This is a genomic window from Magnetospirillum fulvum, assembly GCF_900108475.1.
GTDB lineage: Bacteria > Pseudomonadota > Alphaproteobacteria > Rhodospirillales > Magnetospirillaceae > Phaeospirillum > Phaeospirillum fulvum_A.
On record NZ_FNWO01000014.1, the window covers coordinates 53,190 to 77,083 of the forward strand.

19 protein-coding genes are annotated in these 23,894 nt (G+C 65.1%); 10 read left to right on the forward strand and 9 right to left on the reverse strand.

The window, feature by feature from the left end; all coding sequences use genetic code 11:
- Positions 1 to 145: 145 nt before the first annotated feature.
- Together BLW40_RS14890 and BLW40_RS14895 are read left to right on the forward strand one after the other, a co-directional pair.
- Positions 146 to 3,721, forward strand: a complete 3,576-nt coding sequence (locus BLW40_RS14890) for an ATP-binding protein (RefSeq protein WP_170834594.1) — start codon at positions 146 to 148, stop codon at positions 3,719 to 3,721.
- A gap of 61 nt (positions 3,722 to 3,782) precedes the next feature.
- Entirely contained in the window at positions 3,783 to 4,670 is an 888-nt protein-coding gene (locus BLW40_RS14895) for a universal stress protein (protein ID WP_244511215.1), read from the forward strand.
- A gap of 149 nt (positions 4,671 to 4,819) precedes the next feature.
- On the opposite strand, the gene BLW40_RS14900 is transcribed toward BLW40_RS14895, so the two are convergent.
- From BLW40_RS14900 to BLW40_RS14915, 5 genes are all read right to left on the reverse strand, one after another.
- Entirely contained in the window at positions 4,820 to 5,236 is a 417-nt protein-coding gene (locus BLW40_RS14900) for a hypothetical protein (protein ID WP_074769968.1), read from the reverse strand.
- A 79-nt stretch (positions 5,237 to 5,315) separates the two neighbouring features.
- Positions 5,316 to 5,468 carry a hypothetical protein gene (locus BLW40_RS17705; RefSeq protein WP_170834595.1) on the reverse strand — a complete coding sequence of 51 codons (153 nt, stop codon included), beginning with the start codon at positions 5,466 to 5,468 and terminating at the stop codon, positions 5,316 to 5,318.
- A 66-nt stretch (positions 5,469 to 5,534) separates the two neighbouring features.
- The gene (locus BLW40_RS14905; protein ID WP_074769970.1) at positions 5,535 to 8,042 is read right to left on the reverse strand and encodes a sensor domain-containing protein; all 2,508 of its coding nucleotides are present in this window, start codon (positions 8,040 to 8,042) and stop codon (positions 5,535 to 5,537) included.
- 8 nt (positions 8,043 to 8,050) lie between these two features.
- Positions 8,051 to 8,671 (reverse strand): chemotaxis protein CheC, encoded by a 621-nt coding sequence (locus BLW40_RS14910; RefSeq protein WP_074769972.1) that lies wholly within the window; start codon positions 8,669 to 8,671, stop codon positions 8,051 to 8,053.
- Positions 8,668 to 9,039 carry a response regulator transcription factor gene (locus tag BLW40_RS14915; RefSeq protein WP_074769974.1) on the reverse strand — a complete coding sequence of 124 codons (372 nt, stop codon included), beginning with the start codon at positions 9,037 to 9,039 and terminating at the stop codon, positions 8,668 to 8,670. Before BLW40_RS14915 ends, BLW40_RS14910 begins: the two co-directional genes overlap by 4 nt.
- Before the next feature lie 599 nt (positions 9,040 to 9,638).
- Between BLW40_RS14915 and pufB (BLW40_RS14920) the strand changes: the two genes are divergently transcribed.
- The 4 genes from pufB (BLW40_RS14920) to pufA (BLW40_RS14935) all read left to right on the forward strand — a co-directional run bounded on the left by pufB (BLW40_RS14920) (position 9,639) and on the right by pufA (BLW40_RS14935) (position 11,049).
- Entirely contained in the window at positions 9,639 to 9,782 is a 144-nt protein-coding gene (pufB, locus tag BLW40_RS14920) for a light-harvesting antenna LH1, beta subunit (RefSeq protein WP_074769976.1), read from the forward strand.
- A 30-nt stretch (positions 9,783 to 9,812) separates the two neighbouring features.
- Positions 9,813 to 9,986 (forward strand): light-harvesting antenna LH1, alpha subunit, encoded by a 174-nt coding sequence (pufA, locus tag BLW40_RS14925; RefSeq protein ID WP_021133196.1) that lies wholly within the window; start codon positions 9,813 to 9,815, stop codon positions 9,984 to 9,986.
- Positions 9,987 to 10,705: 719 nt separating this feature from the next.
- On the forward strand, positions 10,706 to 10,846 hold the full coding sequence (pufB, locus tag BLW40_RS14930) for a light-harvesting antenna LH1, beta subunit (RefSeq protein ID WP_002725582.1): 141 nt from the start codon (positions 10,706 to 10,708) through the stop codon (positions 10,844 to 10,846).
- 29 nt (positions 10,847 to 10,875) lie between these two features.
- Positions 10,876 to 11,049: a light-harvesting antenna LH1, alpha subunit gene (gene pufA / locus BLW40_RS14935; protein ID WP_021133196.1), complete on the forward strand. Its 174-nt coding sequence runs from the start codon at positions 10,876 to 10,878 to the stop codon at positions 11,047 to 11,049.
- A 310-nt stretch (positions 11,050 to 11,359) separates the two neighbouring features.
- On the opposite strand, the gene BLW40_RS14940 is transcribed toward pufA (BLW40_RS14935), so the two are convergent.
- Entirely contained in the window at positions 11,360 to 13,369 is a 2,010-nt protein-coding gene (locus BLW40_RS14940) for a YgiQ family radical SAM protein (protein WP_074769978.1), read from the reverse strand.
- Positions 13,370 to 13,375: 6 nt separating this feature from the next.
- On the reverse strand, positions 13,376 to 15,163 hold the full coding sequence (locus tag BLW40_RS14945) for a M3 family oligoendopeptidase (RefSeq protein ID WP_074769980.1): 1,788 nt from the start codon (positions 15,161 to 15,163) through the stop codon (positions 13,376 to 13,378).
- Positions 15,164 to 15,230: 67 nt separating this feature from the next.
- Between BLW40_RS14945 and BLW40_RS14950 the strand changes: the two genes are divergently transcribed.
- The 4 genes from BLW40_RS14950 (at position 15,231) to pufA (BLW40_RS14965) (ending at position 19,042) form a co-directional block, all read left to right on the forward strand.
- The gene (locus BLW40_RS14950; RefSeq protein WP_074769982.1) at positions 15,231 to 17,075 is read left to right on the forward strand and encodes an AMP-dependent synthetase/ligase; all 1,845 of its coding nucleotides are present in this window, start codon (positions 15,231 to 15,233) and stop codon (positions 17,073 to 17,075) included.
- A 167-nt stretch (positions 17,076 to 17,242) separates the two neighbouring features.
- Positions 17,243 to 18,544 (forward strand): RsmB/NOP family class I SAM-dependent RNA methyltransferase, encoded by a 1,302-nt coding sequence (locus BLW40_RS14955; protein ID WP_074769984.1) that lies wholly within the window; start codon positions 17,243 to 17,245, stop codon positions 18,542 to 18,544.
- Between the two features lie 154 nt (positions 18,545 to 18,698).
- Complete coding sequence (gene pufB / locus BLW40_RS14960) at positions 18,699 to 18,839, forward strand: light-harvesting antenna LH1, beta subunit (RefSeq protein WP_039853353.1); 141 nt, start codon at positions 18,699 to 18,701, stop codon at positions 18,837 to 18,839.
- A 29-nt stretch (positions 18,840 to 18,868) separates the two neighbouring features.
- Entirely contained in the window at positions 18,869 to 19,042 is a 174-nt protein-coding gene (gene pufA, locus BLW40_RS14965; protein ID WP_002725584.1) for a light-harvesting antenna LH1, alpha subunit, read from the forward strand.
- A 253-nt stretch (positions 19,043 to 19,295) separates the two neighbouring features.
- On the opposite strand, the gene BLW40_RS14970 is transcribed toward pufA (BLW40_RS14965), so the two are convergent.
- Together BLW40_RS14970 and BLW40_RS14975 are read right to left on the reverse strand one after the other, a co-directional pair.
- The gene (locus BLW40_RS14970) at positions 19,296 to 20,720 is read right to left on the reverse strand and encodes an efflux transporter outer membrane subunit (protein WP_074769986.1); all 1,425 of its coding nucleotides are present in this window, start codon (positions 20,718 to 20,720) and stop codon (positions 19,296 to 19,298) included.
- 31 nt (positions 20,721 to 20,751) lie between these two features.
- Positions 20,752 to 23,892, reverse strand: coding sequence for an efflux RND transporter permease subunit (locus tag BLW40_RS14975; RefSeq protein WP_074769988.1), 3,141 nt, complete (start codon positions 23,890 to 23,892; stop codon positions 20,752 to 20,754).
- Positions 23,893 to 23,894: the final 2 nt, after the last annotated feature.

Here is a 23,894-nt window from a genome sequence, read left to right on the forward strand (position 1 = left end):
AACTTCGAATCCTCCACACTAGCGAACTGGTAGCACGCGGCGGGGGGCTTCGGCAAAGCCTTGCGCCGGGCTTTGCCCCGGGCGTGGCCTCGGGCATGATGGGGATGGGGCGATCAGCGGAGGACGGGATCGGGTGCCGGGCGCGATGACGCAGAACGGGCCGGACGGTGCGCCGCCCCCGCCGGGACGGGCGGCGGGGGGATGGCGATTCGGCATCCGCGCCAAGCTGGTGGTGGCGATCGGCGCGGTCGGGGCGATGATCCTGTTCGGGGCCAGCCTGACTTGGTTCAGCTATACCGAGATCGAGCGGTTGCTGGCGGCGATGACCCGCACCAACCTGCCCAGCGTCTCGAACGCGCTGAAACTGTCCGAGGCGACGGCGCGGCTGGCGGCGGCGGCTCCGGCGCTGGACGGGTCGATGTCGCAATTCCAGCGCCAGAGCAATTTCGTCGCGTTGCAACAGCAGACCGAGGGGTTGCTCGGCCTGCTCGACGGGCTGGCCGGGGCGGCGACCGACCAGAACCGGGTCGAGGAATTGCGTTCGATGATTGCCGCTTTCGCCGACAATGTCGTCGATCGCAACATCCTGGTCGATCGTCGCCTGCAATTGTCCGAGCGCGCCCGGACCCGCGCCGAAGCGATTTCCCAGTTGGACATCGAGGTGCGCGGCTCGGTCGAATGGCTCAACAACGACCAATTGCTGGCGGCGGTGGTGCTGGCCTCGACGATCCTGCGCGAGACGGTGACCGCGCCCGATATCGAGAAGATCGGCGACCTGCGCCAATCCTATGACGAGCAGGTACGCCGGATCGCCCTTTTGTCCGACGAAATCGACACCGGACCGGCGGCGGACCGCGCCCGTGCCCTGACCCGCCGGGTGCTGGTGCTGGGGACCGGGGCGGAAAACGTGTTCGAACTCCGCACCCTCCAGATGCTGACGATCGCCCGGCTGGCCGCCGCCAACGACGAAGGCCGCGATCTGGTGGCGCGGACCTCGTCGGCGGTGGGGCGGGTGGTCTCCGCCGCCGAAACCGACGCCGCCGACAACGAACTCCGCGCCGAGACGGCGGTGCAAAACGGCCGCTATACCCTGCTGGCGGTGGCGATGCTGACCTTTATCGGCCCGCTGCTGTTCGTCTGGCTGTATCTCGGCCGCAATCTGGTCGGGCGGCTGACCGGGCTGGCCGAGGCGATGCATCGGATCGTGCTGGGCGACTTCCACACCCCGATTCCCGGCGGCGGCAAGGACGAAATCGCCGACATGGCCGCCGAACTGGTGGTGTTCCGCGACGCGATGGCCAAGGTCAACGATTCGTCCAAGGCGCTGATCGAAAGCGAGAACCGTCTGCGCCGCATCCTCGACACCTCGCCGCTGGCGCTGGCGATTTCATCGGTGGCCGATCACCGGGTGCTGCTGGTCAATCCGCGCTGGACCGAATTGTACCGGCTGCCCGACAGCCAAGCCGTCGGGCTGGATGCCTCGACCGTCTATGCCGATCCCGTCAATTTGCGCCGTCTGGTCGATCTGGTCGAACAGAACGGCTTTGTCACCGGCTTTGAATGCCGGATGCGGACCCGCGACGGCCGCGATTTCTGGGCGATGCTGTCGGCGGCCGAGATCGAGATGGACGGCGAGACGGCGGTGATCGTCTCGTCGATCGACATCTCGCGCCACAAGGAAGAGGAAGCCGCCCTGGCCGAGGCCAAGCGGATGGCCGAAGAGGCCAATCAGGCCAAGTCGCTGTTCCTCGCCACGATGAGCCACGAAATCCGCACCCCGATGAACGGGGTGTTGACGATGGCCCATCTGCTCGAAGACATGCCCTTGCCGCCCGAACAGCACGAGATGTCGCGGGTGATCCGGGATTCCGCGACTTCGCTGCTGACGATCATCAACGACATTCTCGATTTCTCGAAGATCGAGGCCGGGCGGTTGCCGCTCGAGGTGATGGAGGCGTCGCCGGTCGATCTGGTCGAGGGCGTCGCTGAACTGCTCGCCCCCCGCGCCCGCGAGAAGGGGATCAGCCTGATCACCCACATTGATCCGGCCCTGCCCGCGCGGGTGCTGGGCGATCCGGTGCGGCTGCGCCAGATCGTCACCAATCTGGCCGGCAATGCGATCAAATTCACCGATAGCGGCTATGTCCGCCTTTCGGTCGAGACCGCCGACCCCCACGCCCGCCCGCTGGCGCTGACCCTGTCGGTCGCCGATACCGGGATCGGTCTGGACGAGGAGCAAAAGGCGCGCTTGTTCGAGCCGTTCATGCAGGCCGACGCCACCATCTCGCGCCGCTATGGTGGGACCGGTCTTGGCCTGTCGATCTGTCGCCGTCTGGTCGAATTGATGGCGGGCGAGATCGCGGTCGAGACGATGCCAGGGCGCGGTTCGACCTTCCGCGTCACCGTGCCGCTCGACGTTGCCGATTCCGCGCCCGAACCCGGACCCGATCTGGCCGGGATCGCCGTGCTGGTGCTGGCCGAAGGGCCGGTGGCGGCCGAGGGATTGCGCCGCTATCTCGGCCATCTCGGTGCCCAGGTCGCGGTGGTGGTCACCCCCGATGGCGCCCAGGCGGCGGTGCGGGCGGCGGCGCTGGCGGGGTGGAGCTACGACGTGATGCTGCTCGACGGTAGTCAGGATCACCGCCAGCGTCTCGGGCTGGCCGGGGCGCTGATGCAGATCGCCGCCACCGAGGGGGGTATGCGGGTGGTGACGATGGTTGCTCCCGGCGGGGGCCTTGCCGCCGAGGCCGAAGCCGAAGCCCGCGCCGCCGGGCTGTTCGCGTTGCTGCAAAAGCCGGTGCGCCGCCGCGCCTTGTGGCGAACCGTCGCCGCTGCCGCCGGCCGGGGCCGCCTTGACGACGAGACCGGGGCGGCGGACAGCCTGGGCGGGGGCGAGGGGCTGTTCGAAGCCCCCGCCGTCGCCGAGGCCGCCGCCGCCGGGGCGCTGATCCTGATTGCCGAGGACAATCCGACCAACACCGTGGTGATCCGCCATCTGATGGAGCGGCTGGGCTATGCCTGCGAGATCGTCGCCAACGGGGCCGAGGCGTGGGAGCAGATGCGGATCCGCGATTTCGGCCTGCTGCTGACCGATTGCCACATGCCGGAGATGGACGGGTATGAACTGACCCACCGGGTGCGCGAGGCCGAGATCGAGACCGGGCGGCGGCTGCCGATCGTTGCCCTGACCGCCGACGCCCTGTCCGGGACGGCGCGACGGTGCCAGGACAGCGGGATGGACGGCTTTCTGGCCAAGCCGATTGACCTTGCCCAGCTTGACGAGACCTTGCGTCGATTGCTGCCCGCCGCCCAGACGCTGCGCCGCCGCCGCCCCGCCGTCGCCGCCGCCCCCGCCCTCGCCGCCGTCGCGCCGTCGCCCGCCCCGAGCGAACCGCCGCTGCTCGACCTCGAGCCGATGCGCGGTCTGTTCGGCACGATCGGGCCGGACGCCCGCGAGATGTTCGGCCTGTTTCTCGACTCCACCCGTCCGCTGGTGGCCGAGATGCAAACCGCCATCGCCGCCGCCGACCTGACGACGGTGCGCGAGGCCGCCCATGCCGCCAAGGGGGCGGCGTTCAGTGCCGGGGCGATCCGTTTCGCCCGCTTGTGTGCCGGGCTCGAAACCGCCTGCGCCGAAGAGGATGCCGCCGCCGCCGCCGCCGTGCTGCCGCAGGCGGTGGCCGTCTTCGCCGAAACCGAGGTGGCGGTCGCTGCGGTTTGACGCCGCCCCGATTGACGGCGGCGGCGATGGCTTTCACTGTGGATGGCGGAGAGCCGCCCGAATGGCGGAAGAGAGGGAGAGGGCGACGATGAAGGACATCCTGGTTCATCTCGACGACAGCGAACGCTGTGCCGTGCGTCTCGGTCTGGCGGTCGGTCTGGCGCGGCGGTTCGAGGCCCGATTGACCGGATTATTCGCCCGGATCGACAGCTTTGCCCCCGGAACGGTGGCCCATCAGGCCAGCGATTTCCTGGTCGCCGCCCGCGAAACCGTCCGCACCGGCTTCGAGACGGCGGTCACCGCCGCCGGAATCAAGGGCCGCTGGTGGCACTTGTCGCACGGCGAACCCGGTCATGTCCTGGGCGAAACCACCTTTTGCGCCCGGTTCGCCGATCTGGTGGTGATGGGGCAGGCCGAGCCGAAATCGCCGCTGGTCCCCGACGATATGGTCGAGCATGTGATCTTGAATTCCGGCCGCCCGGTGCTGGTGGTGCCGTATAGCGGAACCTTCGCCACCCTGGGCGAGCGGGTCGCCATCGCCTGGAACGCCAGCCGCGAGGCCGCCCGCGCCCTGGCCGATTCGCTGCCGCTGCTGGCCGGGGCGGCGTCGGTGACGGTGCTGTCGCTGCGCGGCGGGCACGATGCCGAATCCCGCGCTCTGCCCGATGTCCCCGCCGTCGATATCCTCGACCATCTCGCCGCCCAGGGAATTCGGGCCGAATCCGAGCATCTGACCGGCGAGCAGATCGGCAAGATGGACATGCTGCTGTCGCGGCTATGCGATCTGGGGGCCGATCTGGTGGTGATGGGGGCGCAAGGCCCCGGACTCCTGTCGATGATGCGCGGCAGCGGGACGCATTACGTTCTGTCCCACATGACGGTACCGGTGCTGATGGCGCAAAAACAACACACTTTTTCCCGTTGGATTAAAAGGAGAAAAATGGGCTAGGGGCGGCCCAGCGCCCATTTTTCGTGTTGTCCAAATCCATCCCCGCGCGGAAAGCTTGATTGAGCACGGGGATTCTTTTTGAACCGGGGAAAAGTACACTGAGGCCAAAGGCCGAAGGACTTTTTCACGACCGACGCATTAGCGCCGCCCTACCGTTCCAGCCGCTGACGGATCTCGGTCTCGCATTGGAGCAGCCAGACCAGCCGACGCATCCGGGCCGATTGCTGGGCAAGCGCGCGCCGTTCTTTTTCGGCGGGATCGTCGGCTTCGTCGCGAGACAAGCGGCTCATCCGGCTTTCGATGCCGCCGGTCTGCTGGGCGGACTCGGCGTCTTGCCGGGCGCGGCGGGCGGGTTTGCCCAGCAAATCGTCGCGTTCGGCACCAATCGCGTCAAGCTGACCGCGCCAGAACGGACCGGGATAGAGCAGGGCGGCAAGGACGGGTGGCCCCTTTTCGGGCGCGCACCGGTCGGTGAGGGCAACCTGCGACGGCGGCCATGTCGCCCAGACCATCACGGCCAGCCCGACCCCCAGCAAGATCAGAATTCGGATGCGTGACCGGCTCATCGGTTTCCCCCTGCCGTTTTGCCGAGGATACGGCGAAGGCGGCGGCGCTGACAATGCGACGGGAGAAGGGGGCGGGCGGTCAGGTGGCGGGGGAGAGGTGGCTGTCGTCGTTCTTTTGGGCGGCGCGCTCGATGCGAACGGCGTGGCGCCATGCGCTGAACAGAATGACTGCCGCGGCCAGGGCCATGAAGAGGATGGCGGCAAGCGTGATGTCCTGGACCGACAGGGTCATGATGTCCTCTAAGGATGTCGATCCGTCAGGATGACATGTTTTTTGCAGGTGCGAAAGGGGGCGAGGTCAAGCCAGCCAGTCGCGCTGCTGGCGGACCAGTTCGGCAAAGTCCTCGGCGGGGACGGCGCGGCTGAAATAGAAGCCCTGGGCTTCATCGACGCCCTGGGTCAGCAGGAAGTCGAGCTGGTTGCGGCTTTCGACGCCTTCGACATTGACCCGGGTACCGAGGGAATGGCCGAGATCGACAATCGCCTTGACCACTGCCGCATTGTCGGGATGCAGGCCGATATCGACGACGAAGGAGCGGTCGATCTTCAGCTTATCGACCGGGAAGCGCTTTAGATAATTGAGCGACGAATAGCCGGTGCCGAAATCGTCGATCGAGACCAGAATCCCGCGATTGCGCAGCGATTGCAGCACCTGGATGGTGGTCTCGACATTCTGCATCGCGATGCCTTCGGTAATTTCGAGCTGGAGGCAGTCGGGGGCGAAGCCGGTCTGATCCAGGATGTCGTCGATCATCGCCAGCAACGACTGGCTGTGCTTGAACTGGACCGGCGACAAATTGACCGCGACCTGCATCGGCCCCAGCCCCTGGCGCAGCCAGGCGCGGCCCTGGAGACAGGCGCGATGCAAAATCCAGCGTCCCAGCGGGGCGATGAGGTCGGTCCGTTCGATCACCGGGATAAAGTGAGCGGGCGGCACCCAGCCCAGGGTCGGGTGGTTCCAGCGCAGCAGCGCCTCGCAGCCGACGATCCGCCCGGTCTTGAGGTCGAGCAGCGGCTGGTAATGCAGGTCAAGCTGATCGGTGCCAAGCGCCAGGCGCATATCGCGCTCGATCGCCTTGCGCGCCTGGACCTCGGCGTCCATCTCGGCGACGTAGAAGTGATAGGCGTTGCGGCCCTGCGCCTTCGAATGAAACATCGCCAGATCGGCGTTTTTCAGCAATTGGTCGGCGGACTCGGCGTCGTCGGGATAGAGGGTGATGCCGATCGAGGTGCTGGTCAGCACCTCGTGATCCTCCAGCCCGAACGGCTCGGACAGGCTGGCGATGATGGTGTCGGCGACGTGGCTGGCTCCCTCGGCGTCGCTCAGATTGGTCAAAATCACCGCGAATTCGTCGCCGCCCAACCGGGCGACGGTGTCGGTCTCGCGCAGGCAGCGGGTCAGCCGCCGCGCCACCGCCGTCAGCAAAAGGTCGCCGACATGGTGGCCCAGCGTGTCGTTGACGTCCTTGAACTTGTCGAGGTCGAGGAACAGCAGCGCCAGCCGCGACCCGGTTCGCCGTGCGTTGGCCAGCGCCTGACGCAGCCGTTCCTGGAACAGGGCGCGGTTGGGCAGTTCGGTCAGCGAATCGTGGTGGGCGAGATGCTGGATGCGGGCGGCGCTCAGCTTGCGTTCGGTGATATCGCGGCCCACCACCACCAGCCCGCGGCGGTCGCCGTCGGCGGTGAACAGCGGCACCTTGGACATGTCGAAGATGCGCGGCCCGCCGGGCGAGGCCATCGTCAGTTCGAAGGTTACGGTGCGGCCCTCGCGCCATGCTTTGTCGTCGGTCTCGCGGGTTGTCAGCAGGAAGTCGTGATGATCGGAGGCCAGCCGCGATAATTCGCGGGCAGTGCGGCCGACGTAATCCTGGCCGCGCAAACCGACCATTTCCAGACAGACCCGGTTGGCGACCAGCCAGCGCCCGGTGCCATCCTTGAAGCAGACCAGATCGGGCAGGGCGTTGATCAGGGTGGTCAGCCATTCCTTCTGCTGGCGCAATTCCTCTTCGCTGACCTTGCGGGCGGTGATGTCGTGACCGATCGCGATGAACAGGTCTTGGCCACCCAGTTGCATCGACGATAGCGACAGTTCGAGGAACAGCCGGGCACCGCCTTTGAGGACACCGGTGACTTCGGTGCGGCGGTCGAGATAGGGAGCGGTGAGGATCGTTCCGTCGGCTCCGGCCAGTTCGGGGATCAAGGTGGTGACATTGCGCCCGACGATCTCGGGCGGGGTGTACCCGAAAATCTGCTCCGCCGCCGGATTGTAGGTGCCGATACCGCCATCCTCGCCAAAGGTGATGATGGCGTCGGCGGTGTTGTTGACGATGGCGCGGTTGTGCAGCTCGGATAGCCGGTAATTGTCGGCCAGGGCCTCCATCGTCCGGGCTTGGCGGCGCAACACCGTTTCGCGCGCCGCCATCGGGGTGATGTCGAACACCTGGATCAGGCAACAGCGATGGCCATCGTCGTCGATCGGGCGGATCACCACGATCTGGTGCATCGGCTCGGGGCGGTCGGGGTCGCCGGACTGGCGGGTCAGCGGGAACAGGGTCTTGTTCAGCGACGAGGACAGCAGCGCCGACAGCCCTTCGTTCAGGGCCTGATCGACCGCCGGTCCGATCCGCGAGGTGGCGACGGTGGGGAACAGATCGGCCAGATCCGAGCCGATCGCGGTGCGGGCCGAAACGCCCGAGGCGCGCACCATCCAGGCGTTCCACAGCAGAACGGAGCGGTCGGGGGCCAGGAGAACCAGACCGATTTCGCCCGCATCGGTTAGGATTTGTAACAGGGGGCTGACGGACATCGGCCGGTCTATCCCGCCACGACCCGCGCGACATAGGCGGAAACCGTCGATGCGAAGCTCTGTGCCGAAACGATATCCATCACGAAGGCAAGATAGCCGCGGACTCCCTTCGCCGCGACCGAGAAATCGACCTGGAGGAACATCACCAGTTCCGAATCGACGTGTTTGCTGTCGAGGATGCTGGCCCCGCGCCCGCAGACATAGGTCGGCAGCGAGCTTTCGATCATCAGTCCCAATTGGTTGGCCAGACTGCCCAGGCAGGCGTTGAGAATGATGTTGCCGACCTCGATCAGCGCGTCTTGCTCCAGTTCGGTCAATTGGTCGAGCGGAACGGTGTCGGCCAGCATCGAGCGGACCAGATCGAGGCTTTTGCGCTCGGGGAAGATCAGCAAAATGTCGCCGGAAAAGCTGCTGTGGAATTCCTGGCGGACCGCCACCGACAGGCCGCCACCGGTCGCTTCGTCCAGCCGGGCTGCGCTCTGCTCGGGGGTGAGGAATTCAACGAACGGTACCGACAGGGTTACCTCGTCCTCGACCAGCCGCGACAACGAGGCGGCGGCCTGACCGACGGCGATGTTCAAGATTTCGGTAACGGCGTCGTGCTCGATCTCGCCAATGATCGTCGTCATGACTCACCTTGCCGACTGTCGAGGAAGCGGGCCAGATCGTCCTCGCGCAATGGCTTGATCAGGAAGCCCACGCCGATCCGTTCGGCATGATAGCGGATTGGGTCTTGGATGTTCGCGGTCAGCAGGCTGATGGCGGCGTCGGGGAAGTCGCGGCGCAAATGCTCTGCCGCCGCCATGCCGCCGATTCCGGGCATGTTGACATCCATCAGAACATAATCGGGTCGGGCGGCGGCGGCGGCGATCAGGGCGTCCTCACCGTTGCCTGCTTCGACAACCCGCCAGCTTGGGCGCAACCGCACGATCGCGGCTCCGGTCATCATCCGCGCGACCCGGCTGTCGTCGACCAGCAGAATCGTCTTCTCGGTCATTCCATGATCACTCCACGACCCCCCCCCCCGCGGCGCGATGGGCGCGGGGGCGTGTCTCGGAGTCTATGATAGACCTGGGGGGGCGCCGCAAGGGTATTCTCCCTCATAATGTGCGAACGCGGCAGCAGGTGCCGCAGGTCCAGCCTTTGTGGGGGAGGCTGTCAAAATCGAATTGACACCATCAGACGTCGATGCAAGAGTACGTTCCGTTATCGAGGGTGGCCCAAGGGGAACGCCCGGACAAACGACGAATCGGCGATGCGTTAAGGTTTATTCCGTATCTTCCGATCTGTCATCGTGTCTGGGTCTCTTTATCCCCATAATTTGGTTGTGTACCTTCGAATCGTTGCGGAATTTTAGCCGCGACGTGCCCAGAGTAGGGCATGATAGCGGCGAAGCGGTGATGCGCGCCAGCGATGGGTCCCGATGCGGCCTTGTCCGCTCCACCCAAAGTGAGAGGCAGCGCTCCAGCGAAGGGTAGACGTTGACGGGCACGGTTCGAGGCTTGGTCAACGGAAGAGTTTGTCGTGGCAGGGTATCGCCACGATAGGCCCCGCCGCGCGGGACGTGCGCGGCAACCACCTTTGGAGTGTAGACTCATGGCTGAGAAGAGAAGCTTGTCGGGCCTGACCGAAGAGGAAGCGGTTGAGGTTCATGATCAGTTCAAGACCACCTTCAGCGCGTTCCTGATCGTCGCCGCCGTCGCGCACGTTCTGGTGTGGGTTTGGAAGCCCTGGTTCTGATTTAGACCAATTCCTTAGGGGGATTTTCCTATGAGCAATCCGAAAGACGATTACAAGATTTGGCTGGTCATCAATCCGTCGACCTGGCTGCCCGTGATTTGGGTTGTCGCCGTCGTCGTGGCGATCTCCGTTCACGCCGCCGTTCTGGCCGCTCCGGGCTTCAACTGGATCGCCCTGGGTGCCGCTAAGAGCGCCGTGAAGTAATTCACTCTTCCTGAGTGCTTTACTGAATGGATACGGACGGGACTTGAGCGGTACGCTCGGTTCCGTCCGTAGCTTTTTCTAGAGCCTTTTCCATTCGAATGGAATCGGCTCTAGGATTTTGCCTAAGGCCGCAGCCCCTCCGAGGCTGGCGTGGCTCAAGCGCCGCTCGGGCTTGTCGCGCATTTCACCCTGACTTCTGTTTGAGTGGAATGCGCTCTAGGGTCGGCTTCCGTCCGGTCCCGCCCGTCGTCAGCGCCAGCGCGATTGATCCGCCGCCTGATGGCCCGCTTCCCATTTCCCCTGTGACGACGACGTCCGCTCCCGGTGACCAGGGCGCGCGGAGGTGTCGTCGATTTCCTGTTGTCTGCCGTTTCCTGGCCCGGCCGCCCGCCTGGGCTCGATCGGAGGCGATCCGTTTCTGGTCCCGGTTTCCGTCGTTCGATCCCCCATGAGCGCGATGGTGGAAACGCAGTTCGGTGCGGGGCCGTCCGTCTTGTCCAGGATACGCGCAGCGGGCGCTGAGTTTTGATAGTTAATCCACCATAAATCACAGACTCCAGGCTCCCCCTCGGCCTGTCTTCGCGAGCGAAGATCAAAGTTTTGCGTCAGGCTAAAATCGAATTGACAGGGGAGGGCGTCAGTGCAAGATTACAGTCCGTTAATGAGGCCTTGCAGCGACGAGTTCCGCCGTTGCCCCCCATTATCTTGGAGTTCAAAACATGGCTGAAAGAAGCTTGTCGGGTTTGACCGAAGAAGAAGCGGTCGAGGTCAATGACCAGTTCAAGACCACCTTCTCCGCGTTCCTGATCCTCGCCGCCGTCGCGCACGTGCTGGTGTGGGTTTGGAAGCCCTGGTTCTGATTTTCGACTTTTCTTAGGGGGATAATCCTATGAGCAATCCGAAAGACGACTACAAGATTTGGCTGGTCATCAATCCGTCGACCTGGCTGCCCGTGATTTGGGTTGTCGCCGTTGTCGTGGCGATCTCCGTTCACGCCGCCGTTCTGGCCGCTCCGGGCTTCAACTGGATCGCCCTGGGTGCTGCTAAGAGCGCCGTGAAGTAATTCACTCTTAACAGAGTGTTTTATTGAACGGGTTGCGGACGGGACTTGAGCGTAGCGCTCGGTTCCGTCCGTAGCTTTTTGGGGGGGTGCATTTCGTCTCCTCCCGTCGTCGCAGCGACGACACGCGGGTTTTGCCCGCTCCTTTGCCGCATAGCGGCCTTTCCCGTCTTATCGCCGCCCGATCAATCCGCTCCGTCACCGGGGCCGGATCGCGCTCGGCTGCTGCCCCCAATCTCCAGCTTTTTTAAAACAAAGGGGGTTCGGGGCTTGCCCCGACCGGGTGCGGGCGGGAGCCCGCCTATGGCCCGTCTCAGCGCGATCGACGTGGCGGCGGGGCCTTGCCCGTCATCGGCGGAGCCGCTGGCCGACGGGTCGGTGCGGCGGGGCCAGGTCGTTTGCCGCCACGGGGGACAAGGTGGTGTGGGCCAGAGCCGATCAAATCGGCGCGTCCCATCTTCATCAACGCCTCGCGCAGGATCGGAGCGTTCTCGGGATCGTGCCAGCGCAGGAACGCCTTGTGGAGGCGACGCTGGCGCAGGCCCTTGGCGGTAAAGACGGTCGGGCTGTCGCGCTCGATTGGACGGAGCGGGTTGCGGTCGCTGTGATACATCGCGGTCGCCAGCGTCATCGGCGTGGGCAGGAAGGTCTGGACCTGATCGAGCCGGTAATCGTTGCGCTTCAGCCACAAAGCGAGGTTCAGCATGTCCTCGTCGGTGGTACCGGGATGGGCGGCGATGAAATAGGGGATCAGCCGCAGCCGCTTGCCCGAGCGGCGCGCCGAGGCCTCGAACAGGGTGCGGAAGCGTTCGAACACCTCGACTCCCGGCTTCATCATCAGCGACAGCGGCCCCGATTCGGTGTGTTCGGGGGCGATTTTGAGGGTACCGCCGACATGGTGGCGGACCAGTTCATCGACATAGGCCGGGCTGTTGAGCGCGATATCGTAGCGGACGCCCGAGGCGACCGAGACGGTATGCACCCCCGGCACGGCGCGGGCGGCGCGATAGAGCGCGACCAAGGGGGCGTGGTCGGTGACCAGCGAGGGGCAGGGGGCGGGGAACAGACAGGACAGCCGCCGACATTTGGCCTGGGCGCGGGGCTTGCCGCAACCCAGCCGCCACATATTGGCGGTCGGGCCGCCGAGATCGGAAATCGCCCCGGTGAAACCGGCGGTGCAATCGCGGATCGTCGCGATCTCGCGCAGCACGGAGTCGGGCGAACGGTTCTGGACGATGCGGCCTTCATGGGTGGTGATCGAACAGAAGGTACAGCCGCCGAAACAGCCCCGCACGATTGCGACCGAGAAACGGATCATCTCCCACGCCGGAATGCGGCCGCTCCCGTGGCCGGGATGGGGGGCGCGGGCATAGGGCAGTTCGTGGACGGCGTCGAGATCGGGAGTGGCGAGCGGCAAAGGCGGCGGGGACAGCCAGACCTCTTTGTCGCCGTGACGCTGGACCAGCGGGCGGGCGTTGAGCGGGTTGGTCTCGGCGTGCAGGATGCGGGTCGCGTGGGCGTACAGCACCGGATCGTCGCGCACTTGCTCGAAGGCGGGCAGCCGCACCACCACCCGGTCGGGATCGGCGGCGGCGGGGGCGGGCGGGTGAATGCCGTCCAGCCCGCTTTCGTCGATCACGGTCCAGCCCTCGGGGACGCAATCCCGCACCGTCGCGGTGCCGCGAATGTCGCCCATCGCCCGGAGGGATTCACCCCGGGCGGCGCGGTGGGCGATGTCGATCACCGCCCGCTCGCCATTGCCGAACACCAGCAGGTCGGCCTTGGCATCGAGCAGGATCGAGCGGCGCAGCTTTTCCGACCAGATGTCGAAATGAGCGACCCGGCGCAAGCTGGCCTCGATCCCGCCCAGCACGATGGGAACGTCGCGGAACGCCTCGCGGCAGCGTTGGGCATAGACGATCACGGCGCGGTCGGGCCGCTTGCCCCCTTCGCCGCCGGGGGTATAGGCGTCGTCGCTGCGGATGCGGCGGTCGGCGGTATAGCGGTTGACCATCGAATCCATGTTGCCGCCGGTGACGCCGAAGAACAGCCGGGGCCGCCCCAACGCCGCGAAGGCGTCGGGGCTGCTCCAATCGGGTTGGGCGATGATGCCGACCCGAAAGCCCTCGGCCTCGAGGACGCGGCCGATCACCGCCATCCCGAAACTGGGATGATCGACATAGGCGTCGCCGGTGACCAGCACGACGTCGCAGCATTCCCAGCCCAGCCGGTCCATCTCGGCACGGGTCATCGGCAGGTGGGGGGCGGTCTGCCGCGGTTGGGACCGTGAGAACAGAGCGGGAAGCGAAGACAGATCGGTCACGGCCTCCTACATCCGCTCCAACTCGTCGATGAAGCCGATCACGACGTCCAGCCCCTGACGCCAGAAATCGGGATTGGCGGCATCCAGCCCGAACGGGGCCAGCAGGTCGCCGTGGCGGAGCGTGCCGCCCGCCCGCAGCATGTCGAGATAGCGATCGGGGAAGTTGGGGATGCTCCCGGCGGCATAGGCCGAATAGAGCGAATTGACCAGGCAATCGCCGAACGCATAGGCATAGACGTAGAAGGGCGAATGGACGAAGTGGGGGATATAGGCCCAGTAATTCTTGTATTCCTCGTCGAAGCGGAAGGTCGGCCCCAGGCTGTCGGTCTGGACCTGCATCCACAATTCGCCGATCCGCTCGGGCGACAGTTCGCCCTGGCGGCGCTCTTCGTGCACCAGCGATTCGAAATCGTAAAAGGCGATCTGGCGGACGACGGTATTCAGCATGTCCTCGACCTTGCCCGCCAGCATGATCCGCCGCCGCTTGGGGTCGGTCTCGCGGCCGAGCAGGGCGCGGAAGGTCAGCATCTCGCCGAACACCGAGGCGGTCTCGGCCAGGGTCAGCGGGGTATCGGACATCAGCCCGCCCTGGCCGCCAGCCAGGATCTGGTGCACGCCGTGGCCCAGTTCGTGGGCCAGCGTCATCACGTCGCGGGTGCGGCCCATGAAATTGACGAGCAGATAGGGGTGGGCCGACGGCACGGTGGGATGGGCAAAGGCGCCGGGCGACTTGCCGGGACGGGTGGGGGCGTCGATCCACTTGTTGTCGAAGAAGCGGCGGCCCAGCGCTTCCATCTCGGGCGAGAAGGCGCCATAGGCCCCAAGCACGAGGTCGCGCGCCTCGGTCCAGCTATAGAGGCGGTCGTCATCGTCGGGCAGGGGGGCGTTGCGGTCCCAGTAATCGAGCGTCTCGACCCCGAACCACTTCGCCTTCAGGGCGTAATAGCGGTGGGCCAACTCGCCGTAGCATTCCTTGACCGAGGCGGCCAGGGCATCGACGACATGGTCTTCGACCTGATTGGACAGGTTGCGAAAGGATTGCGGCCGGGCATAGCGCCGCCAGCGGTCGTCGATCTCCTTTTCCTTGGTCAGGGTGTTGGTGATCAGCGCGAACAGCGGCGCGTTCTCCCCCAGCACCTGCCCCAACGATTTCGCCGCTTCCTTGCGCTTGGCCCCGTCGGTGTCGGAGAGAAGGTTCAGCGCCTCGGCCGAGGTCAGGTCGCGGCCGCCAATCGGAAAGCGCAGCCGCGCCATCGTCTCGTCGAACAGGCGGTGCCAGGCGGCGGTGCCGACGACGTGAAGGTCGTGCAGCATCTTTTCCAATTCGTCGGACAATTGGTGATCGCGGAAGACCCGGATGTCGCGCAGCCAGGGGGCATAGCGGCGCGCTTCGGGCGCGTCCAGCAGCCGCTCCAGCACCGCTTCGTCCAGCCGGTTGATCTCCAGCGTAAAAAACAGGGTGTGACTGGAAATATCGGTGACCCGCTCCTGCATGCTCTGATAGAAGCGTCCGCGCTCGGGGTCGGACACGTCTGCCGCATACAACAGTTGCGCATACGACATAATCCGTCCCAAAATGTCGCCGATACGTTCGTATTCGATCAGAGCGGCACCGAAATCGGGACCGTTCAGTTCGTGCAGCCGGCCAGAATGGTGTTTGTCGAATGTCTTTGCAGCTTCATAAGCAGTGGCGAGATCGTCCTTTAGGCGTGACGAATCCGGTCCCGGATACAGATCCGAGAGGTCCCATTCGGGAAGTTGGACGTTCGCAACTGCGGAAGCCTGATGAGTCATGCGCTGTCTCCTTGTGCCAGTCGCAAATATAGGTATCACTGTATCAGGGGAACAGGGAGATCGTCGCATGGAGGATATTCGCGCCTGCAAAAGCCTGCCGGGCATGTTTTTCGACTGGGCGGCCCGGTTGGGGGACAAGCCGTTTCTGGCGGCGCGGCGTGACGGGGAATGGCGGACGCAATCATGGCGCGCCGTTGCCGACGAGGTGATTGCGCTTGCCGCCGGTCTGGAGCGGCTGGGCATCGTTGCCGGCGACCGGGTGGTGCTGGTTGGCGAGAACCGACCGGAATGGGCGATTGCCGATCTGGCGATCATGGCGGCCGGGGCGATTTCCGTTCCCGCCTACACCACCAATACCGTCGCCGACCATTGTCACATCCTGGATAATTCCGGGGCCAAGCTGGCGATCGTTTCGACTCCGGCGCTGGCGCGGCGGGTGCTTGCCGCCGCCGCCGAGGCCCGTGCCCGGCCGGGGGTGATCGTGATCGACCCGCCCTTCGCCGACCCGCCCGAGGGAATTGTCCGCCATACCTGGGACGACGTGCTGGCGTTGGGTCGGGCAAGCGGAAGCGAGGCGCGGGTGCGCGCCCGCGTCGCCGGTCTGCGCCGCGACAATACCGCCTGTATCATCCACACGTCGGGGACCGGGGGGGTGCCCAAGGGGGTGATGCTGTCGCATGGCGCGATCTTGCACAATTGTCATGGCGCCGCGCTTTTGGTCGATGATCTGAATGGCGGGGTTCATTACGACGAAGTGTTCCTGTCGTTCCTGCCGCTGTCGCATGCCTACGAGCATACTGCCGGGCTGTTCCTGCCGATTTCGATCGGGGCGTCGATCTATTACGCCGACAGCATCGAGCATCTCTCCGCCAACATGCTCGAGGTCCGCCCCACCATCATGACGGCGGTGCCGCGTCTGTATGACAGCATCCGCATCCGCATCCTGAAGGGGTTGAGCAAGGCCGGGCGGGTGCGCCAGAGCCTGTTCCACGCCGCTTTGACGCTTGGTACCCGCCGGATCGACCAGGACGGGCGGTTGGGGCCGCTCGATACCGTGGCCGACCGGGTGCTGGAACGGGTGGTGCGCGACAAAATCCGCGACCGCTTCGGCGGCCGGTTGAAGGCGTTCGTCTCTGGCGGCGCGCCGCTGCCGCCCGAGGTCGGCCGCTTCTTCCTGGCACTCGGCGTCACCATCCTGCAAGGCTATGGCCAGACCGAAGCCGCCCCGGTGATCAGCGTCAATCGCCCCGGCCGGGTCCGGGTCGAATCCGTCGGCTCGGCGATCGAGGGTGTCGAACTGCGCATCGCCGAGGACGGCGAAATCCTGGTCCGCGGCGAATTGGTGATGCAGGGCTATTGGCAAGACTCGGCCTCGACCGCCGCCGCGATCGATCCCGATGGCTGGCTGCATACCGGCGATATCGGGGTGATCGACCCCGACGGCAATCTGCGGATCACCGACCGCAAGAAGGATATCATCGTCAATTCCGGCGGCGACAACGTCTCGCCGCAGCGGATCGAGTGTCTGCTGACCCTCCAGCCCGGCATCGCCCAGGCGATGGTGCATGGCGATCGTCGGCCGCATCTGGTCGCCCTGATCGTGCCCGATCCCGAGCGGGTCCAGGCGTTGGGCTCGCCGCCGCGCACTCCCGAGCGGGTGGTGATCGAACATCCCCGCCTCAAGGCCGAGATCGCCCAGGCGGTCGAGCAGGTCAATGCCCGGCTGGCCCCGGTCGAGCGCATCCGCCGCTTCGCCGTGCTGGCCGAGCCGTTCTCGGTCGAGAACGGATTGTTGACGCCGACGATGAAAATCCGTCGCCACCTGATCCGTGAAAGCCACGCCGAGATCCTGGACGGGATGTACGAAGATCGCCAGACGCGGGCGGCGCGCCCCAAGGCCGAGGCGATGTAGCGACGTCGATACCGGGCGCGGCACGAGCTTTTGTTGCTTTTGCCGCCCCGGCTGCACTATGAGTCGGCTCCCGTTCCCGCCGCGCACGGGAGCGGCCGGCGGCCTCGTCGGGCCGCGCCGATGGGCGCATCCTGGCCCGCGTTCACTTCTTTTTCAGGTGCTTTGCCATGACTCCCGCCGCCAGACTTCAGGCTGCCATCGACGTTCTGTCCGCGATCGAGAAATCGGCCAAGCCCGCCGATTCCGTCGCCGCCTCGTATTACCGCGACCGCCGCTATATCGGGGCCAAGGATCGCCGCGCCGTCGCCGAGGTGGTGTGGCGGGTGCTGCGCCGCCGCGCCCGGATTGATTGGTGGCTGCGGTTCTTCGAGGTCGAGGAGATCGATTCGCGCAGTCGGGTGCTGGCCGACATGGCGCTGGAAGGCATCCAGCCCGACCCCGATCTGTTTCGCGGTCCGCATTCGGCCTGGGCTCCCGAGCCGGAAGAGCGCCGCTTTATCGAGCGGATGCTGGAACTGAAATCGCCGTTCCACCGCGATATGCCGCCGCATGTCCGCTCGGAATATCCGGAATGGATCGAACCGCGTCTGGTCGCTCTGTTCGGCGACACGCTCGGCGACGAAATGGGGGCAATGCGCGACGAAGCGCCGCTTGACCTGCGCGTCAACGCGTTGAAGGCAACGCGCGAGCAGGCGATTGCCGCCCTGGCTGCGGAAAAGATCCGGGCCGAGCCGACCGCGCTGTCGCCGTTGGGGCTGCGGCTGGCGTCGCGGCTGCCGCTGGTGCAGATCCAGGCGTGGCGCGACGGGCTGATCGAGGTCCAGGACGAGGGCTCGCAACTGGTCGCGCTGATCGTGGGCGCCAAGCCCGGGATGGCGGTGGTCGATTATTGCGCCGGGGCCGGGGGCAAGACCCTGGCGATTGCGGCCGCGATGGCCAACAAAGGCCGTCTGGTCGCCTGCGACGTCGCCAGTTGGCGGGTTGATCGCGCCGGGGACCGCCTGCGTCGCGCCGGAGTCCACAACGTCACCCGGCGGGTGATCGAGGGCGAGTCCGACAAATGGATCAAGCGCTCGGCCGGAAGCTTCGACCGCGTCCTGGTCGATGCGCCCTGTACCGGGACCGGGACGTGGCGGCGCAATCCGGATGCGAAATGGCAGTTGGGCGAGTCCGATCTGCTTGAACTGATCGGACGTCAACGCGACATCCTGACCAGCGCGGCGCGGCTGGTCCGTCCCGGCGGGCGGCTGATCCACGCCACCTGTTCGCTGATGACGGAGGAGAACGAGGCCCAGGTCGAGGCGTTCCTGGCCGCCCATCCCGAGTATCGGCAGGTTCCGATCGACGAAGTGTGGGCCGAAACGCTGGGCACCCCCTGTCCGGTGGCGGGACCGCATCTGCGGCTGACCCCGCTGCGCCACCACACCGACGGCTTTTTTGCCTCGGTGCTGGAGCGGGCGGCGGGCTGATCGCCGCCGCTACCGATGCGGGTGGTCGGGAAAAACGATCTGGCCCGAAATTCGGTTTGACTTCGGCAATCTTCAATGCAACATTACATTCCGTTAATACGGCCCGGCAGCGGCGGACCCCGCTCGTTGCCCCCATCGTGATGGAGTGACATACATGGCTGAGAGAAGCTTGTCGGGTTTGACCGAACAGGAAGCCGCTGAATTCCACGGCCAGTTCCAGACCACTTTCCTGACCTTCCTCGTGTTCGCCGTTGCGGCGCACGTGCTGGTTTGGGCCTGGAAGCCCTGGTTCTGATCTAGCCTTTTCTTAAGGGGTTTTTTTCTATGAGCAATCCGAAAGACGACTACAAGATTTGGCTGGTCATCAATCCGTCGACCTGGCTGCCCGTGATTTGGGTTGTGGCCGTGGTTGTGGCGATTTCGGTGCACGCCGCCGTCCTGGCCGTTCCGGGCTTCAACTGGATCGCCCTGGGTGCCGCCAAGAGCGCCGTGAAGTAATCACTCTTCACGAGTGACTTTACTTTGGTGAGACGGACGGATCTGAGCTAACGCTCGGGTCCGTCCGTTGCCGTTTCTAGAGCCTTTTCCATTCAAATAGAATCGGCTCTAAGGCCGCAGCCCCCCTCGCCACGACAGCCTGCTTCTTCGGATCGCAGACAGAGCAATGCCGCGATGAGGGGGCCTCACCGCGGCTTGGTCTTTTCCGTCCGCCCGGTCGGGCGATGCCTCTTTCGGGGCGGGCGCTGTCTTGCTACGACACGCCGCCGCCGAGAACCTTGTAGAGGGTGACGAGGTTCGACAGGCGCGAGATCTGGACCGAGATCAAATCCTGTTCGGCGCTGTAGAGCGAGCGCTGCGAATCCAGCACGGTCAGATAGTTGTCGATGCCGCTGTCGTAGCGGGCGCGCGACAGGCGATAGCTGTCGCGGGTCGCGGCGACCAGATCGGATTGCGACTTCATCTGCTCGGACAGGGTGGTCTTGGCGGTCAGGGCATTCGCGACCTCGCTGAACGCGGTCTGGATCGACTTTTCGTACTGAGCGATCGCGATATCGCGGTTGGCCTTGGCGCTGTCGAGGTTGGCGAAGTTCTTCCCGGCGTCGAAGATCGGCGTCGTGATCTGCGGCACGAACGACCATGCCCCGGTACCGGCGGCGAACAGGGTGTCCAGCGTCGTGCTGGAACTCCCGAACGTGCCGGTCAGCGACAAAGTGGGGAAGAAGGCGGCCCGTGCGGCACCGATATTGGCGTTGGCGGCCTTTAAGGTGTGTTCGGCCTGGACGATATCGGGGCGGCGCAGCAGAACCTCGGAGGGCAGGCCGGTCGGCAGATCCTCGACGAAATGCAGCCCGCCGAGATCGTCGGCCGCCGCGTCCAGCCGGGATTCGTCGATCGGCGCGCCGACCAGCAGGACCAGCGCGTTCTTGTCCTGCTCGACCTGACGCAGATAGCGCGAGCGGTTGACCCGGGCGGTTTCGACCGCGGTCCGGGCCTGGGCGACGTCGAGTTGCGAGGCAGCGCCACGTTCGAAGCTGCGCAAGATCAACTCCAGCGAGGCCTGACGGCTGTCGAGGGTCTCGTTGGTGAGCTTGAGCAGGGCGCGGTCGCCGAACAAAGTCAGTGCAGCGTTGGCGACCTCGGCAATCAGGGAGATCCGGGTCGAGTCCCGCGCTTCCTCAGTCGCCAGATACTTTTCGAGCGATTCCTCTTCCAGGCTGGACAGCCGTCCGAACAGATCAACCTCGAACGAGGTGATCCCCAGGTTAGCGTTGAAGCGGCGGGTGTCGGACGCCTTGGGCGGGTTCGCCGAGCTGACCGATTTCGGGCTGTGGTCGGCGGTTGCCGACGCTCCGGCGGTCAAATGCGGGAACAGGTCGGATTCGGAAACCCGATAGGTCGAGCGCGCCACATCAATGTTGAGCGCCGCGACCCGAAGGTCGCGGTTGTTCTCCAGCGCCTGCCCGATCAGATACTGAAGCGACGGGGCGGTGAAGAACTCCTTCCACGCCATGTTGCCCAGCAGCGGAGCCTCGGGCTTGGTCGGGGCGGCCGGACCCGCCCCGGCGGGCCAGGCGGCGGGGACCGGGGCTTCGGGCCGCAGGTAATCGGGGACCAGCGAGCAGCCCGACAGCAGGGTGGCGGCGGCAAGAGCCGCGAAAAGCGGTCTGGTGGTCATGGCGGTGTTCCGAATGGAGGAGAAGACAGAATCAGACATCGGCGGACCCTTCCGGGGCGGCGGGCGTTTCCCGCTTTTTGCCAAAACGACCGAGGACGATCACGAAGAACAGCGGTACGAAATAGATCGCGAGGAAGGTTGCGCTGATCATACCGCCCATCACGCCGATACCGATTGCGTTCTGGGCACCGGACCCGGCTCCGTTGGCGATCGCCAAGGGCAGAACGCCCAGGATGAAGGCCAGCGAGGTCATCAGGATCGGGCGTAGGCGCTGTTGGGCCGCCGTGACTGCCGCGTCGGTCAGCGTCATCCCTTTCTCATAGAGATCCTTGGCAAATTCGACGATCAGGATCGCGTTCTTGGCGGCAAGACCGATGGTGGTGAGCAGCCCGACCTGGAAATAGACGTCGTCGGGCAGGCGGACCGCCGTCACCGCGCCGACCGCGCCCAGCACGCCGAGCGGCACCACCAGCATCACCGCAAACGGGATCGACCAGCTTTCGTACAGCGCGGCGAGGCAGAGGAACACCACCAGCACCGAGATGCTGTAGAGCGCCGGAGCCTGCGATCCGGCCTGCCGTTCCTCATAGGACAGGCCGGTCCATTGATAGCCGATGCCGGGCGGCAGCTTGGTTGCCAGATCCTCCATGATCGCCATCGCTTCGCCCGAAGAATGGCCGGGGGCGGGGGCTCCCATGATCTCGCGCGAGGGAACGCCGTTATAGCGTTCGAGCTGGGGCGAGCCGAACGACCAATGGGCGGTGGCGAAGGTCGAGAACGGCACCATTTCTCCGGTGCTGTTGCGGACTTCCCAGCGATTGACGTCCTCGGGCTGCATCCGGAACGGGGCGTCGGCCTGGATATAGACCTTCTTGACCCGGCCTTTTTCGATGAAATCGTTGACGTAGGCCGAGCCCCACGCCGCCGACAGGGTGGAATTGATCGTCGAGAGCGACAGCCCCAACGCCGACGCCTTTTCCCGATCGACCGACACTTGGTATTGCGGGGTGTCCTCCAGCCCGTTGGGCCGCACGCCCACCAGGGCCGGATTCTGAGCGGCCATGCCCAGAATTTGGTTGCGGGCCTGCATCAACGCCTCGTGGCCCACGCCGGCCTGATCTTGCAACTGGAAGTCAAAGCCGTTGGCGTTGCCAAGCTCGATCACCGCAGGCGGGATGAAGGCGAACACCATCGCGTCCTTGATCTTGGACAGGTTGGCCATGGCGCGTCCGGCGATGGCCTTGGCCTTGAGGTTGGGGCTGGTGCGTTCGCTCCAATCCTTCAGGCGGATGAAGGCCATACCGGCATTCTGGCCGCGACCGGCGAAGTTGAAACCGGCCAGGGTAAAGATGCTGTCGACCGTGTCCTTTTCCTGTTCGCGGAAATAGGCCTCGACCTTCGACATCGTTTCGGCGGTGCGTTCGCGGGTGGCTCCGGCCGGAGTCTGAACCTGGACGAACATCAGTCCCTGGTCTTCCTCGGGAAGGAAGGCGGAGGGCAGATTGATGAACATCACGACCAGACCGGCCAGCAACACGGCATAGACCGCCAGCGACGGCACCACGCGGCGCAGCACGCCGCGGACGCCGGTGATGTACATCGAGCGGCTGCGGTCGAAATTGCGGTTGAACCAGCCGAAGAAGCCGTGCGACGACAGGCCGTGGCCGCGTTCGACCGGCTTTAGGATCGTCGCGCACAACGCCGGGGTCAGGATCAGCGCCACCAACACCGACAGCCCCATCGCCGACACCAGGGTCAGCGAGAACTGGCGATAGATCGCGCCGGTCGAGCCGGAGAAGAACGCCATCGGCACCAGAACCGCCGAGAGCACCAAGGCGATGCCGATCAGCGCCCCGGTGATCTGATCCATTGATTTGCGGGTTGCTTCCTTGGGCGACAGCCCCTCCTCGCTCATCACGCGCTCGACATTCTCGACGACGACGATGGCGTCATCGACCAGCAGGCCGATTGCCAGCACCATCGCAAACATCGTCAGCGTGTTGATGGTAAAGCCGCTGGCGGCGAGGATGCCGAAGGTACCAAGCAGAACCACCGGAACCGCGATGGTGGGGATCAGGGTGGCCCGGAAGTTCTGAAGGAAGACGAACATCACGACGAAGACCAGCACGATCGCTTCGATCAGGGTCTTGATCACCTCTTCGATCGAGATGCGGACGAACGGCGTGGTGTCGTAGGGATAGGTGACTTCCAGCCCCTCGGGCAGAACCTTCTTCAATTCCTCGAACTGCTTGCGGACCGCGGTGACGGTATCGAGCGCGTTGGCGCCGGTCGCGAGCTTGATGCCCATTGCGGCGGCGGGGTGGCCGTTATATTTGGCCTGGATTTCGTAGTTTTCCGAGCCGATCTCGATCCGGGCGACGTCCTTCAGCCGCACCAGCGAGCCGTCCTGATTGACCCGAAGCAGGATCGCGCCGAACTGCTCGACCGTCTCCAACCGGCTTTGCGCCAGAATGGTCGCGTTGATCTGCTGGCCCGGCACGGCGGGATTGCCGCCAAGCTGGCCGACCGAGACCTCGGCGTTTTCGGCGGTGATCGCGTTGACGACGTCGGCGGTGGACAGGGCATAGCTGACCAGCTTGTCCGGGTTCAGCCAGACCCGCATCGCATGCTGGGCCCCGAACACGGTGACTTCGCCAACGCCGTTGACCCGGCTGATCGGATCTTGGACGCGCGAGGTCAGCATGTCGGTCAGATCGACCTGGGAATAGCGGTCGTCCTTCGAGTAGAAGCCCGCGACCAGCAGGAAGTTCTTGGCGGCCTTGGCGACCTTGACGCCCTGGCTCTGCACCTCCTGCGGCAACAGCGGCATCGCCAATTGCAGCTTGTTCTGCACCTGCACCTGGGCGATGTCGGGGTTGGCTTCGGGGTCGAAGGTGAGCGTAATCGAAACATTACCGGCGGAATCGCTGGTCGAGGACATATAGCGAAGATGATCGAGACCGTTCATCTTCTGCTCGATCACCTGGGTGACGGTGTTTTCAACCGTCTGCGCCGAGGCGCCGGGATAGGTCGCGGAGATCTGCACCGCCGGGGGGGCGATGCGCGGATATTGTTCGATCGGGAGCGACAGGATCGACAAACCGCCCGCCAGCATGATGATGATGGCGATGACCCAGGCGAATACGGGCCGGTCGATAAAGAAACGGGGCATGG